This is a genomic window from Nocardia sp. NPDC050793 (genome assembly GCF_040654065.1).
Lineage (GTDB): Bacteria > Actinomycetota > Actinomycetes > Mycobacteriales > Mycobacteriaceae > Nocardia.
The window spans coordinates 485,430-499,456 of sequence record NZ_JBFAHG010000003.1; the positions used below are offsets into that span (position 1 = coordinate 485,430).

General features: G+C 68.2%; 16 protein-coding genes and 1 pseudogene. 4 read left to right on the top strand and 13 right to left on the bottom strand.

All coding sequences use genetic code 11. From position 1 onward, the window contains the following. Nucleotides 1-3 precede the first annotated feature (3 nt). Nucleotides 4-630: a class I SAM-dependent methyltransferase gene (locus AB0H50_RS12800; protein WP_357450625.1), complete on the bottom strand. Its 627-nt coding sequence runs from the start codon at nt 628-630 to the stop codon at nt 4-6. Nucleotides 631-709: 79 nt separating this feature from the next. Between AB0H50_RS12800 and AB0H50_RS12805 the strand changes: the two are divergent. Beyond that, nucleotides 710-834: pseudogene (locus AB0H50_RS12805) on the top strand (helix-turn-helix transcriptional regulator); the annotation flags it as partial. Between the two features lie 213 nt (nt 835-1,047). Here AB0H50_RS12805 and AB0H50_RS12810 read toward each other — a convergent pair. Then, the gene (locus tag AB0H50_RS12810) at nt 1,048-1,548 is read right to left on the bottom strand and encodes a nuclear transport factor 2 family protein (RefSeq protein WP_357450627.1); all 501 of its coding nucleotides are present in this window, start codon (nt 1,546-1,548) and stop codon (nt 1,048-1,050) included. 672 nt (nt 1,549-2,220) lie between these two features. Then, on the bottom strand, nt 2,221-3,630 hold the full coding sequence (locus AB0H50_RS12815) for a PLP-dependent aminotransferase family protein (protein WP_357450630.1): 1,410 nt from the start codon (nt 3,628-3,630) through the stop codon (nt 2,221-2,223). Between the two features lie 63 nt (nt 3,631-3,693). Here AB0H50_RS12815 and AB0H50_RS12820 point away from each other — a divergent pair, with 63 nt between their 5' ends. Further along, the gene (locus AB0H50_RS12820; protein WP_357450632.1) at nt 3,694-4,014 is read left to right on the top strand and encodes a cupin domain-containing protein; all 321 of its coding nucleotides are present in this window, start codon (nt 3,694-3,696) and stop codon (nt 4,012-4,014) included. A gap of 160 nt (nt 4,015-4,174) precedes the next feature. On the opposite strand, the gene AB0H50_RS12825 is transcribed toward AB0H50_RS12820, so the two are convergent. The 8 genes from AB0H50_RS12825 to AB0H50_RS12860 form a co-directional block, all read right to left on the bottom strand. Continuing rightward, a complete protein-coding gene (locus tag AB0H50_RS12825) occupies nt 4,175-4,483 on the bottom strand; it encodes a hypothetical protein (protein WP_357450635.1) in 309 nt (102 codons plus the stop codon). After that, entirely contained in the window at nt 4,471-5,205 is a 735-nt protein-coding gene (locus AB0H50_RS12830) for an alcohol dehydrogenase catalytic domain-containing protein (protein WP_357450638.1), read from the bottom strand. The genes AB0H50_RS12825 and AB0H50_RS12830 overlap by 13 nt, the downstream gene beginning before the upstream one ends. Beyond that, on the bottom strand, nt 5,205-6,422 hold the full coding sequence (locus AB0H50_RS12835) for an LLM class flavin-dependent oxidoreductase (protein WP_357450641.1): 1,218 nt from the start codon (nt 6,420-6,422) through the stop codon (nt 5,205-5,207). The genes AB0H50_RS12830 and AB0H50_RS12835 overlap by 1 nt, the downstream gene beginning before the upstream one ends. 31 nt (nt 6,423-6,453) lie before the next feature. Then, a complete protein-coding gene (locus AB0H50_RS12840) occupies nt 6,454-7,338 on the bottom strand; it encodes a VOC family protein (protein ID WP_357450644.1) in 885 nt (294 codons plus the stop codon). Nucleotides 7,339-7,351: 13 nt separating this feature from the next. Then, complete coding sequence (locus AB0H50_RS12845) at nt 7,352-8,356, bottom strand: ferredoxin--NADP reductase (protein WP_357450646.1); 1,005 nt, start codon at nt 8,354-8,356, stop codon at nt 7,352-7,354. Between the two features lie 64 nt (nt 8,357-8,420). Further along, nucleotides 8,421-8,654, bottom strand: a complete 234-nt coding sequence (locus AB0H50_RS12850) for a hypothetical protein (protein WP_357450649.1) — start codon at nt 8,652-8,654, stop codon at nt 8,421-8,423. A gap of 10 nt (nt 8,655-8,664) precedes the next feature. Continuing rightward, on the bottom strand, nt 8,665-9,816 hold the full coding sequence (locus tag AB0H50_RS12855; protein ID WP_357450651.1) for a Rieske 2Fe-2S domain-containing protein: 1,152 nt from the start codon (nt 9,814-9,816) through the stop codon (nt 8,665-8,667). A gap of 113 nt (nt 9,817-9,929) precedes the next feature. Next, nucleotides 9,930-10,406: a flavin reductase family protein gene (locus AB0H50_RS12860; protein WP_357450653.1), complete on the bottom strand. Its 477-nt coding sequence runs from the start codon at nt 10,404-10,406 to the stop codon at nt 9,930-9,932. A 242-nt stretch (nt 10,407-10,648) separates the two neighbouring features. Between AB0H50_RS12860 and AB0H50_RS12865 the strand changes: the two genes are divergently transcribed. After that, nucleotides 10,649-11,488, top strand: coding sequence for an IclR family transcriptional regulator (locus AB0H50_RS12865; RefSeq protein WP_357450656.1), 840 nt, complete (start codon nt 10,649-10,651; stop codon nt 11,486-11,488). A gap of 17 nt (nt 11,489-11,505) precedes the next feature. Here the strand turns inward: AB0H50_RS12865 and AB0H50_RS12870 are convergent, their stop codons facing one another. Both AB0H50_RS12870 and hemC read right to left on the bottom strand, forming a co-directional pair. Continuing rightward, nucleotides 11,506-12,294, bottom strand: coding sequence for a class I SAM-dependent methyltransferase (locus tag AB0H50_RS12870; RefSeq protein WP_357450658.1), 789 nt, complete (start codon nt 12,292-12,294; stop codon nt 11,506-11,508). A 214-nt stretch (nt 12,295-12,508) separates the two neighbouring features. Then, nucleotides 12,509-13,438, bottom strand: coding sequence for a hydroxymethylbilane synthase (gene hemC, locus AB0H50_RS12875; RefSeq protein ID WP_357450660.1), 930 nt, complete (start codon nt 13,436-13,438; stop codon nt 12,509-12,511). Nucleotides 13,439-13,493: 55 nt separating this feature from the next. On the opposite strand from hemC, the gene AB0H50_RS12880 reads away from it, so the two are divergent. Then, the gene (locus tag AB0H50_RS12880) at nt 13,494-13,991 is read left to right on the top strand and encodes a hypothetical protein (protein ID WP_357450662.1); all 498 of its coding nucleotides are present in this window, start codon (nt 13,494-13,496) and stop codon (nt 13,989-13,991) included. Nucleotides 13,992-14,027 lie beyond the last annotated feature (36 nt).

Below are 14,027 nucleotides of genomic sequence, written 5' to 3' on the forward strand. Positions count from 1 at the left end.
GGGTCAGGCGGTGCGTCGGATGAGCAAGACGTGGTCGGTGACCTCGGCGGTGCGCCCATCCGGTCCGGTCGCGATCCGGCGGGGCGCGTCGGCCCGCTCGACCACCCACCTCGCCGGGTCCAGCTCGATACCTGCGGCGACCTCCCGCGGGCTCGGGTATCGGACGTCGGGATCCTGGTTCCACGACCACGGCGCGGTCGAGCCGTGGTCGACGATCAGCAGCAGCCCGTCCGAGCGCAGCCCGTGCGCGGCCGCACGCAGGACTGTTGCCCTGTCCAAATCGAAGGGAGTGTGCAGGTAGTGGGCGCAGATCAAGTCGAAACTTCCCTGCGGGAAGGACTCGCGCAGGTCGAGCCGCTCGGCGACGACCCGGTCGTTCAATTCGTATGAGCGGGCAAGGCGGGCAAGCCGTTCCACCGCCACGGCCGAGATGTCGACGGCGGTGACATGCCACCCCCGGCGGGCGAGCCACAGCGCGTCCCCGCCGTCGCCGCATCCCAGGTCCAAGACGTGGCCGGGAGACAAACCCGAAACCGTCTCGGCGAGACGGTGATTCGGCTTCGGGTCGGTCGTAGCCGGGCGGGTCGCATAGACGCCGTCCCAGAATATGACCGCATCGGTCGTGCTCATCGAGACTCCTTCTGTCGAGACGCGCTCAGTCTCGCCCAGCTCAGCAGCATCTGGCACGCAATCTTGCGGTTCCGGCAAGATGGGCTCGTGTACCGCGATACAGGCACAGGGACCGAGGCTGCGTGCACTGCGCCGCGACCGCGGCATCACCCTCGCCGACGTCGCGACGACGACGGGAATCTCGGAGAGCGCGCCCTGTCCCGCAATCTGCTTCTGGGAGTGGGGATTCCATTGAGGAAGCGACTCGGCTGGGGAGTTCTGTGCTCCGCATTCGACTGGCCGGTCAGGTCGTTGCCCACGACGCTGACCTGCGGCCAGATACGCTGACCCCCGGCGCCTTCGGTTTCGCGCTCAACCGCTACGACGGCTGACCTCAGCCCCGCCGGACACCTGCCCGGCCGGGCAGCGGTCAGAACCTCACACCTTCTCTGGGCTGATGTGAATCGGCAGAGCACCTGTGCGCCAAACGATCCGCAGGGCCAGCTCCGAGAATCGCCATCCCGCGCTCGTTCGCACAGCGTGCCCGTCGAATACGCCGCCTGCCAGGAAGTGCGATTCGAGTGCAGCCTCGTCACCGGTGCCGGATGCCCATAAGTGCATGGCGGTCACGTTGGCCTGTAGGCGCGCGCTGTCACCCTCGATTCTGATGATGTGATCGGTGGTCATGTGATGAGTGGCTCGGAACAGAGCTATGGCCTCGATCTGCTGAGCTGTAATGGCCTCGAAACCGATCCTTGCGAGGCCGGTTGGACTCACCCAGCGACCGTCCGCCGCGAATGTCTCCTCTACGAGAGTGCGATCGACCCGCTTGTCGTCGACCGCTCGGTAGTAGCGACTGAGCAGCGCGCTGACCTCTGCCCGATCTTCTGACTCGACTGTTGCTGTCATGGCATCAACAGTGGAGAACTCGCCTTGCACGGTACTTGCATGCCTCATGCAGCCTGGCCGCCACCACAGGCAGCCGTGATGAGCTGCCACCGCCGTTTCGCATGAACGCCCACTGATTTCGTCGGCGCATCGGGGCGAATACCGCGTGGTGTTCGCTGTGTCACAACCTGAAGCTGGAGTTCGGTGACCGGCACGGCGCTGCGCTCACGACACAGCATCCGCGCTCCAACAACAGCTCGGCCAAGATGAGGGCTGAAGTCAGAGACATCATCAGATCTGAGGCCAGGCCAGCGTCGAGTATCCATGCCAGCGGCGGTGTCGCGATATGCACGCGCCCGCTCCGATCGAAGCGGGTCCGGTTTCCATGGCAGGAGAGGAAGGCGAGCTCGTCGCCGCCTGTGTGCTGCCCTCGAGTGCATCGATTGTCCCCGATTCTGGCAGCGCTCCACGAGGAAGATGCCCAACAGGCCGCCGCGGCGGGCATAGCGGGCTCGCCCACGCTGCCGGTCGATGGTAGAGACCCGTTCGCGGTGCCGGGCCGTATCCCCGGCATGTCGTGCCGCTCTACCGCACGGCTTACGGCGGGATCGACGGCGCCTGCTCGGTCGCAAGGGTTCCGTGATCGGCGAAGTCGTGGTATCCGCCAGTGGGGACGGCTAGTTCGAGCTGGGCAGACCCCTTTCCAGCGACATCAGAATCGGTCTAGACAGCCAGTGGTGGTGATCCCGGAGCGGGCTGGTCAGGTGGTTCATAGCTCCGCCATGCCTCGGCCAAGCGGCGTGCGGCCTCGCGGAGGTTGTCGGGATCAGCGACGAAGCTGATACGGACGTATTCGATACTGCCGCCGGAGGCGTCGAGACCGGCACCGGGCAGGATCGCGACACCGTGTCGCAGGGCACGCTGGGCGAAGGAGGTGCCGTCCCCGCGGGGTAGGCGGATCCACAGCGTCTGACCGCCGGACACTGCGGGGACCTCCCATTCCGGTAGGCGGTCGGTCAACTCGGTAACGAGTATGTCGTGGCTTTCCTTGCGCTGCTTCGTGATTCGTTCACGCAGCGCGTCCAGATCGCGAAGCAGCCAGGCTGCGGCCAACTGAGCTGGGATGTTGCCGCCGAGGTCGTGCACTGCGCGCAGCCGAGCCAACCGGGCGATCACCGGGATCGGCGCACGCACCCAGCCGACACGCAGTCCGCCCCAGACGATCTTGCTGAGCGAACCGATGGATATCACGGAGTCGTCGTAGGCGGCCAACGGCGGTGGTGGCGGATCGGTGCCCGGAAATCCGAGTTCGGTCAGCACCTCGTCGTCGATCAGCGGTACCCCGGCTGTTCTCGCCGACTTGACCAGTGCTCGCCGGGCCAGCGCGGAAAGCACTGCGCCCGTGGGGTTCTGGTAGGTCGCCACGACGTAGGCGAGCGCAGCCGGGGTCACCGCGCCGAGGCCAACCGGGCCCGTCCGCAGCATCGCCGCGACCTCCCGAAACGCCTCCAGCGCACCGGGATAGGTCGGCGCCTCCACCAGAACCCGGTCGCCAGGCCTGAGTAGTGCGTGGGCGAGCAAAGACAGCGCCTGCTGTCCCCCACCGGTGACGAGAATCTGCTCCGGATCGGTCGGCACGCCACGTGTCAGGTATCGATCAGCAATCATCTTGCGCAACAGCGGATGTCCAAACGGCCGATAACCGATGTCGCCCTCGACCGCAGCGAGTTCGGGCAGGATGTGCTGATATGCCTGAGCCACCTCGGGTGGCGGTGTCGCAGGAGCCGCACAGGCGAGCGCGATGACATCGGCGTCCGGTTCGAGCAGCTGCAGAAACGCCGGAGAATGGGTGGTCTCCCGGGCCGGGAGCACTCCGGATCCCGCGACGCGGGTGCCGCTACCCTGACGGCGCACCACCCGACCCTCCACACTGAGCAGGTCGTAGGCCGCCACGACGGTGCTGCGCCCCACCGCAAGTGCTTTCGCAAGCCTGCGATCGGGCGGCAACCGCATGCCCGACCGCAGCTCACCGTCATCGATCAACGTCCGCAACCGCCCGGCCAGCCGCAGATACAACGGCCCTCGGTCGGCGGACCAGCGACCGAGCCTGTCGGCAAGTTCGATTGGCTCCATACGCAAACCATTCTGCCTCGATTGGCTCTAGGCTCGCGACCCGGCCGCCGTGAGGATGAGGTCATGAGCAAGATCTCCATCACCGATGTCATCGATGACCTGACCGGACCATGGCAGCCGCGGGACCTGGCCACGGCCAACGACGCCGTGGTGCGCATTGCCCGCTTCCACGGTGAATTCCCCTGGCACCACCACGAGGAGGACGAGTTGTTCCTGTGCTGGAGCGGCACCTTCCGCATCGAATTACAAGACCGCGAGCCGGTGACGCTCGGTCCCGGCGAAATCTTCGTCGTTCCACGCGGAGTCGAGCATCGGCCGGTGGCCGAGGAACCGGCTCACGGGATCGTGATCGAACGGCCCGAAACCAAACAGTACGGCAACTGAACCCGATCCTGGCGGGTATGAGGCGTCGGCGTATGGGAGCGGCGGATGCTGATCGCTGGCCGTTGAGATCGGTGTATTCGGCGTCGAGAGGCCGCCGTTGGGGGAGGCGGACGTGCGTCGGGCCCGGGGCAGAGGGTGACGGGCCCGACGCACGGCCCTTTCACAGGTCCGGGCGGACCAGGATCTGGATGTGCCCGTCCGGATTGCGAAGGGCGTCGATGGCCTTCGCTACACCGTCCAGTCCTACCTGGTCGGTGATCAGCGACGCGGCGTCGATGGTGCCGTCCGCGATGCGGGTGAGCGTCCTCGCGTATTCCTCGTGCGGGTAGACCATGCACATCTGCAACGAGATGTCCTTGTAGATGCCGACGATCGGGCGGATGACGTCGTCTGTCATCACCGCGCCGATCTGCAAGATGGTGGTCTGCCGCGGCGCCGTGTACATCAGGTCGTTGATCAGGCCGGGCACCGCGGCGCACACCCAGATGTGCAGGAGCTGGCCGGGTGCGGCGGCCTCGCGCCACACTTCGATCGGATCCGCCATCTCGGGTCGACGACGCGATGTGCGCCGAGTCGTAAGGCCGTGTCGCGCCGCAGTTTCGACGGATCGGAGGCGACGATAGGTGCGACGCCGCGTTCCGCGAGCGCGGCGACCGTGCCCAAACCGACTGGACCGCAACCGATCACGATGCCCGACCCGGACGGCCCGATCCCGGTGCGCGCCACGTTGCCGAAGCCGACCGCGAGCGGTTCGGTCAGCGCCGCGATGTGCGGCGGCACATGCGACGGGATCGGCTCGAGCGCCATGGCCTGCAAGACCATGCGCTCCCCGTAACCGCCGGGGAATTCGTTGGAGAATCCGACACCGTGGATCTGTCCCGCATGGTCCACCGCCCACGGCAGGGCGACCACGAGCTGTCCGGGCTCGTGCGGTGTGTCCGGCCCGGCCGAGACGACGCGGGCGGCGATCTCGTGGCCGAGCACCACGTCCCGGCCCGGGTCGAACTCGAAGGTCGGCACGCCGCTGTCGCGTGAGGCCTGGAGGAACTCGTCGGTGAAATCGAGCGCCTGCTTGTCGGACCCGCAGATCCCGCAGGCCACCGTCTCCACCAGCACCTGGCCGGGACCCGGCACCGGATCGGGGACCTCGTCGACGACCAGACGGCGATCCCGCATCACCACCGCGCGCATCAGTGGCCCTCCTCGTCGGTGTCGGCGCCGAGTGCGGCAGCCAGCGTCCGGCCGTGTTTGTCGAATGCGCTCTGAATACCCGCCTGCAGACCGCCGATCATGCGTTCGCTGTTGGCCTCCGCCCACTCCAGTGACGCGACCCGGTTCCGGTTGGCGCGGGTGAAGTGCGGGATCACGTATTCGGCGAACAGGCGCGCGGACCGCTGGGTGGCGTCCCAGTCCGCGATGTTCAGCCCGAGCAGCAGGAAGGTGCCGAAACCCCCGGACTGTTCGGTCAGCTTCTCGATGGCGGCGATCGCGTCGTCCGGTGTGCCGATGGTGGCGCGACCGAAGGCCGGGAAGCCCTCACCGACCCACTGCCGCACGGCATCTCGCGGCGATCGACCCCACGGCGCGGTCCGGCCGCTGAGCTTCTCGATGTACTCGACGAGGTGCCCGACGCCCCACTCCGCGTCCCGCATCGCCTGCTCCCGCGTCTCCGCGAGATGCATCGGCGCGACCAGCCGCCACCGCGACCGGTCCACCGCGTGCCCGTGCTCGAGCAGGGTCTTCTCGTAGACCTTCCAGTTCGGCACCAGCGCCTCGTAGCCGCTGGGATCCGAGGCGGCCAGCGACAGCAGCCCGGCGCCGTGCCGACCGGCCAACACCGCACCCGAAGGCGAAATAGTCGACGCCACCGCCATTTCCATGCCGCCGGGCTGGTATGGCAGCAGTTGCAGCCGCGCCTCGCCGAGGCGATACCAGTCGGTCTCCGCGGTCACCGTCTCCCCGCGCAACAGTCGCACCAGCACCGCCATGGACTCGTGCATCATGTCCCGCTGCCGCACCGGATCGATCCCGAGCATGGCCGCGTCGGTGGCCAGCTGGCCGGGGCCGACGCCCATCATGGTGCGGCCCATGGTGAGGTGGTCCAGCAGGCACAGCCGGTCGGCGAGCATCAGCGGCTGGTGATAGGGCAGCGAGTTCACCCCGGTGCCGAGCCGGATGCGACTGGTGCGCTGCGCCGCGGCGGCGAGGAACACCTCGGGCGCCGCGATGATCTCCAGTCCGGCCGAATGATGTTCGCCGACCCAGGCTTCCGCGTAGCCGAGCCGTTCGGCCAGCGATACCAGTTCCAGATCGCGGTGCAATTGCAGTGTGGGATTGCCGGTGAGGGGATGGTAGGGCGCGAGGAAGAAGCCGAACCGAGTGGGTCCGGACGCCGCGGTGTCGTTCAATTCAGTTGTCCTGACTTCGAGTTCGGGTCCGTCAGCGCGACCAGTCGTGGCCCCAGTAGCTGTCCGCGGTGATCTCCTCCGCGGTGTAGGTGGATTCGTCCACCAGCAGCCCCTCGGTGCCGAATTCCAGATCCCAGCCGCCCGGGGTGCGGACGTAGAAGGAGATCATCTTGTCGTTGGTGTGCCTGCCCAGCGTGGAGGACAGGTGGTAGCCGGCCTTGCCGACCCGGTCCAGCGCCCGGCCCACGTCGTCGAGCGCATCGACCTCGACCATGATGTGCACCAGGCCGGAGCCTTCCTTGCCGCCGGAGGGAATCAGCGCCAGGCTGTGATGCCGCTGGTTGACGCCGAGGAACCGCACCCGCATCGGGCCGTACTCTGGCGGAGTCGGCAGCCGGAACGCGCCACGCGGCAGGAAGCCGAGCACGTCGGTGTAGAAGCGGAACGCGACGTCCAGATCGGGCACCGGCAGCACCACGTGACCGAGGCCGAGTCCCTCGGTGACGAAACGGTTTCCGTGCCGGGTGACGACCGGGCTGTGGTCGAGCACCGGACCATGGAACACCTCGACGGGTGTGCCCGCCGGATCGGTGAAGGCGATCGCCTCCTCGACGCGGCGTGCGTCGGCCTCCTCGACCGAGAGCGTGGTGACCTCGATCCCCGCTGCGAGCACCGCGTCACGCGCCGCGGCCAGCGCCCGGTGGTCACGGACCTCCCAGCCGACGGCGACCACCTTGTCGGTGTCGCCGGGCACCAGCACCAAACGCGCGCCGCGCTCGTCCATCCGCAGGTAGATCGCATCCGGGTCGGGCCCGCTGCCCTCGGCGAAACCCATCACGTCGAAGGCGAAGGTGCGCCAGGCGTGCGGATCGCTGACCGCGACCTTCACATAACCGAGCGAGCTGATGACAGCCATGGGGTGGTTCTCCTCAGTCATAGGTGATCCGGACCGTGTCGGTGACCGGAATCGCCTGGCAGGCAAGCACATAGCCGTCGGCCAGGTCTTCTTTCTCCAATACGTCGTTGCGCAGCAGCTTCACCTCGCCGTCGCTCACGCGGCACACGCACGCGCTGCACGCACCCTCGCGGCACGAGTACGGCGCCTCGACGCCGCGGGCGAGCAGCACGTCGAGCAGCACGGTCTCGCGCGGCCAGCCGAATTCGTGGGTCTCGCCGTCGATGTCGACGGTGACGGCCGCGGCGTCCTCGTGCCCCGCGTCGGCGGCGGGCACCGGGGCGAACGGGTCACCGGTGAGGGAAATGAACCGCTCCGAGTGCACGCGGTCGACACCGAGTGCGGCGGCGGCCGACTCGACCGCATCCATGAAAGGCTCCGGCCCGCAGACGAAGACGGCGCGATCGGCCCACGGCGCCAACAGCGACTCGAGCTGACGCGCGGAAGGCAGAGCCTGCACGGTCTCCAGCCAGTGCACCACGGTGAGGCGGTCCGGGTGGGCCGCCGCGAGCCGAGCCAGTTCGGCGGCGAAGATCACCGAACGTTCGTCCCGGTTGGCGTAGACCAGGGTGCAGCGGCCCCGTCCTTGCGCCAGCGCCGCTTTCGCGATGGACAGCACCGGCGTGATCCCGCTGCCCGCCGCGAGCAGCAGCAGGTCGTCGTCGAGTGAGGCCGGAGTGAACACCCCTGCCGGGGGCAGGCTTTCGAGCTCCATGCCTTCGGTGGCGTTGTCGCACAACCAGTTCGAGCCGTAGCCGCCTGCGGTCCGCTTCACGGTCACCTTCAGCGGCCCGTCCTCGTGCGGTGCGCTCGACAGCGAGTACGAGCGCGCCACCGACCCGGTGCGGTCGCTGGGGATCCGCAGGGTGAGGAATTGACCGGGCCGGTACGCGGGCCGCGGGCCCTCGGCGACCAACTCCAGCGACACCGCGTCAGCGGTCTCGGCGATCACGCGCGCGACGCGCAACCGGATACTCACGACTCCACCTCGCTGGTACTCGGTTCCACAGTGAGCAAAGCTGCTGCGTGCCTGGCTCGCTCGCTCACAGCAGATCCTGCTCTCGGGTGCTGAGTCCGAGCGCGCCCGCGATGACCGCGTTGTCGATGCTGCGGCGCAGCGCGGCGCAGCCCGGCACCGGTCCGCCGCCGTTGCCGTTGCCGCCGAGCTCCGCGCACTGGCGCGCCGCGGCGGCGGTCCACTGCACGCTCGTGTGCGCCGGGCTGAATTTGACTACGGCGACCCGGTTTCCGCAGGCCTGACAGATGACGGCGTCCATGGCGCTGCGCTCAGGCCTCGCTGCTCGCGCGCTGTGTGGCCAGGTTCTCGGCGACCTCGGCCTCCCACGCGCTGATCGCGCGGGTGGTGTCGACCTCGAATTCGAAACGGGCCGTCATCTTCTCGTCCACCTCGGCGACGTCCCGGTAGAACTGCTCGTACCAGCGGCGCAGCTGGTACACCGGCCCGTCCTCCTCGCACAACAGCGGGTTGTCGATGCGGGTCTTGCGCTTCCAGATCGCCACATCCTGCTCGAAGCCGCGGCCGAGCCCGCCCGCGAACCGCACCGCCATCGCGTCGGCGTCCTCGGGGGACAGTCCGGGCAGCTTCTTGACGATCGCGCCGTACTGAAGCACGAACTCGGTCGGGCTGACCGGGTAGTGGCAGTTGATCAGCACCGCCTCCACGGTCTGGCCGTTGGACTCGTTGACCAGGTTGTCGATCATGTAGGAGGGGCCGTAGTAGTGCGCCTCGGAGTGCAGCACGTTCTTGCCGCCCGCTTCCTTGGCCAGCTCGCCCTGCATGTCCTCGCGGCCGATGGAGGTCATGTACTGGCTGGCGACGTGGCCCTCGAAGACGTTCTTGAAATAGGTCGGGAAGGCGAAGTGCACGTAGAAGAAGTGCGCCATGTCGACGACGTTGTCGATGACCTCGCGGCAGTTCGCGCCGTCGATGACGATCTGGTTCCAGGTCCAGTCGCTCCACTCGTCGCTGAACGCGCCCTCGATGCGCGGGATGGTGACGCCCTCCGGCGGCGGGTTGCCTTCGGGGTCGTGCCAGACGAACAGCTGCCGGTTCTGCTCGAGCGTGGTCCACGCCTTGGTGCGGGCCAGCGGCGGCACCCGGCGCGCGTACGGGATCGCGGCGCAGCGGCCGTTGCCCTTCCAGCGCCAGTCGTGGAAAGGGCAGGCGATGGTGTCGCCCTTGATCGTGCCGTCGCCGAGGTTGCCGCCCATGTGCCTGCAGTAGGCGTCGAGCACGTTGAGCGTGCCGTCGGTGCCCGCGAAGACCACCAGTTCGGTGCCGAACGCGGTGATGGTGTGCGGTTTGCCGTCGCGGAAGCTGTCGGCGAGGCCGAGGCAGTGCCAGCCGCGCGCGTAGCGGGCGGGCGGGGCGCCGGTGTCGATCACGCGCACCTGATCGTCGGTGTTCGCCGTGCTCATGATGTCGGGTCCTCCACTGGTATTTCGCTCAGGCCTATGTCGTTCCGGGCTATTTCGATGCTGTGACGGCGTTCGCGGCGCCGGTAGGCGTGGTCCCACTGATCGGGAGGCGCTCAGACCACCGCCAGCCGCTCGTAGCCGGACCGGTAGAACAGCAGCGGCGCGGCCTCGCGCTGCTCGCCGAGATCGGTGACGTGCGCGACGACGATGGTGTGATCGCCGCCGTCGACCTCCCGCTCCACGGTGCAATCGATCCAGGCGAGGGAACCGTCGAGCAGCGGCGAGCCGTTGGGGGAGCGGCGCCAGCGCAGGTCGGCGAACTTGTCCTGGCCGCTGCGGCCCAGCTGCCTGCACACGTCTTCCTGATCGTCGGCCAGGATGTTGACGCAGAACCGGCCGACCTCGCGGATGCGCGGCCAGGTGGTGGACGTGCGGGCCGGGAACAGGGCGACCGCGGGCGGGCTCAGCGACAGCGCGGAGAACGACTGGCAGGCGAAGCCGAGCGGCTGGTCGCCTTCGAGCGCCGTGATCGCGGTGATGCCGGTGCAGAATCGGCCCAGGACGGCCTTGAAGTCGAGATCGACGGCCATGGTGCTCCTAGTTTCGACTAGAAATATTCCGTTTCGTCATGACCGTAGGCGGCGGGGTGTCGGAGGTGTCAAGCACGGGTTCCGGCTACCGAGAAAGATCCGTACCGATCTCCGTAGTTTCCGGGATTCAGGCTCGACGCGGGCGCGGCACTGTGATGGGAGACACAAACACATGTGCCGAAATTGCACATGCCTAATCGAAATACTTCTAAGCTTGATTCGCTACACAATGGAGGTGAGCCATGACGGTCGAGATGCTGACCCATCCCGAGTCCGGCGAGTGGACGGGTACGGGTCGTGCGACCGCCAAGCCGGCCCAGCCGCCGGTGTCGATGATCGAACGAATGACGCTGATCCTAGATGCGTTCGACGGCGCGACACCGACTTTGACCCTGCTAGGTCTCGCCGAGCGGACCGGGCTGCCCCGTTCCACGGTGCACCGCATCCTGGACCAGATGATTCGCCTGCGCTGGCTCGCGCACGCTCCCGGCGGCTACCGCCTCGGCATGCGCACCCTGGAGCTCGGCGGACTCGCCGCCGACCACAACGAGATTCGCGATGTGGTGAGCCCGCTGCTGCACGATCTGTGTCAGCGCACCGGGATGGTCGGACACCTCGGCGTGCTCGACGGGCGCGAAGTGCTCTACCTCGACAAGGCGGGTGGACGCCTGGCCGCGACCATCCCGACCCGCCTCGGCGGCCGAATGCCCGCGCACAGCACGGCATTGGGCAAGGCGCTGCTCGCGACGCTGGAACCCAGCATCGTCGAAGCGTCGTTCCGTGACCGGCTGCCCCAGCTGACGGCCCGAACTGTCTGCGACAGAGGCGAACTGCACCGGGAACTGAACCGGATCCGGCATCGCCAGGGCGTCGCCGTCGACAACGAGGAATCGGTCAACGGCATCGCGTGCGTGGCCGTGCCGGTGCGCGGGCGCGGCGCCGCAGTGGCCGCGCTGTCGCTGTCCGGGCAGGTGAGTGGTGAGCGGCCCGCGTTGGATACCGCTCGGCTGGCGCGGGTTCTCGTCGAGGTCGCCCACGAGGCCGGTCGCGCGCTGTTCCCGCGGCACGCTCGCTGGCGCTGAGCGCTTCGGCGCAGCGCTCACTCGATGACAGGACGGCGGGCGACAAACACGTATTCGGTGCTGTTGTCAGCAAACGGTTCGCCAGCGAATCCGCCATACAGCGCCTCCAATTCGAGGCCGGCGATATCGAGCAGCCCGAGCCATTCGTTCTTCGTCGCCCACCACAGCGAGCTTCGGGCGCCGCCGTCGCGGGTGATGTCGATCCTGTTGTCGCCCACCGAGTACCGGATCGTGTGCGGTTGCGGTTCGTCCTGATGCACGCCGTCGACGCGGGCGGCGATGTGGTGGTCGAAGGCGAACGCGTTCCAGGCGAACCGCCCGCCTGGCCGCAACGAGGCGGCCACGCGCTCGAACGTGCGGCGGCGATCGGCCCACGTGGCCAAGTGGAGCAGCGCGCGGAACGGGCAGTAGACCAGCCCCGCCGGCTCGTCGAGGCGAAGGTCGCGCATGTCAGCTGCGCGCAGATCGAGTACCACGCCTACATTGCTGGCACGAATACGGGCCTGCTCGAGCATCGCAGGCGACGAGTCGAGGCCGATCACCCGCTGCCCGGTCGCACGCGCGACCGGGATCGCGACACGGCCGTTCCCCACTGCCAGCTCGACCACCGGCCCGTCGGCCTCCCGCGCCAGACCGACGTAGAACGCAACGTCCTCGGTCATGTGCGCCGACCACTCCTCATAGCCGACCGCGAATGCCTCGTCCCAGCTCATGCACCGAGGCTGCCACGTCACGACCTGGCAAAGCCAGTCGATTCCAGGCACCCGCTCGGTGCCGACAAGCCAGTTCGGGGTGCGGATTTCCACGACACGGAGTCCGTGTCAGATCGGAAGAGCCGGTGAGGTCGGAGGCGATCCTAACCGGACATTCGCAGCGCCGCGGGCCGGAACTCGGGGCGTAGCCGGGAGCCTTCACCGCGGCACGAATCAGCGCGGCCACTCGGCCGACATGATGCGACCGATCCCGCGTGGGGATGCGGACGATGGTGGCGGCCGGCAATGCCGTCTCGACGGCGCAGGATCAGTGCGGGATCGAATCGATGAGTGCGCGAGCGCCTTGGCGGAGCAGGTCGGCGCCGACGAAGAAGCCGAGGGCCTTCGGGTCCTCCGGCACGCCCCAGTGTTTGGCGTCCAGCCAGCGGCTGCCGTCGCTGTCGAAGACCTTGCCGTGCAAGGTGAGCCGGCCCGCGGGGTCGGTGGTGGCGTAGCCGGCGATGGGGGAGTTGCAGTGGCCCTGTAGCGCGTGCAGCATGGCGCGTTCGGCGTCGGCGTGCCGGTGTGTCTCCGGATGATCCAGTTCGCCGCCGACGTCGAGCAGCCAGGCGTCGTCGGCGCGGCATTCCAGCGCGATGACGCCCGCGCCGACCGGCGGGCACATGGTGTCCAGATCGAGGATCTCGGTGATGCGGTGCTCTTGGCGTACCCGGTGCAGCCCGGCGACCGCGCAGATGAGCACGTCGACGTGTCCCTCCTCGAGCCGCGCGAGCCGGGTGTTCACGTTGCCCCGCAACGGTTTCACGGTCAGCTGCGGGAAATGCAGCTTCAGCTGTGCCGCCCGGCGCACCGAGCTGGTGCCGACCACGGTGTCCTCAGGCAGCTCCGCCAGCGGCGCGCCGCTCGCGGTGATCACCGCATCGTGCACGTCCTCGCGGGCCAGGAATCCGGCGAAGGCCAAGCCTTCCGGGACCGGGATGTCGCCAGGGATGTCCTTGAGGCAGTGCACCGCCAGGTCGGCCTGGTCGGTCTGGAGCGCGAGGTCGATCTCCTTGACGAACGCGCCCTTGCCGCCGAGCTTCGACAGATCCCCCATCCAGCGGTCGCCCGCGGTGGTCACCTTCACCAGCTCGCTGTCCACCCCCAGCCCGGCCAGCAGTGCCGCCACGTGCTCGGCCTGTGCGAGCGCCATGGGGCTGGATCGGGTGGCGATGCGAATGATGCGCGTCCGCGACATGGGCAGCAGACTACTCCCGGGGTGATCGCCCCGTCGCCGAGGGCAAGGAGAAGTGATGGGCTGGAACGCCGCCGGACTGCTGGTGGAGGGGGAGGTCGGGGCCGATGTGCTGGCAGCGCTGCCGGGCGCGCCCCAGGAATCGGGCGAAAAAGGTTCGGGCGACGAGGTTTTCAGCAGCGGCTTTCCGGCCGATTACGCGGTCGCGACGGTCGGCGGCTGGACCGTACTCGCCGATCCGTGGATCAGCGCGCTCTACGACGAGGAGCTGTCGCCGCGCTTGGCCGAAGGACGCCGGGTGCTGACGTTCATCCTCAACGGGGTGGCCGACACATACGGCGTGGGCTGGTACGTCGATGGCGCCGTCGTGCGCGACGTGCTCGTGGTCGAAGGGGAAACGGTCGCCGAGGAAGGGGTCCCGCTGCCCGAAGAGGACGGGATCGGCCTGTGCGAGGAGGATGACGTCTTCGCCCTGACCGCCCGGCTCACCGGGGTGGATTTCGGAACCATCGCCGAGGCCGAGTATCGCTTCCTGCGCAATACCGCGCCGGAGTGACGCACAGCGGGGCCGGTCGGTGACCGGCCCCGCCGC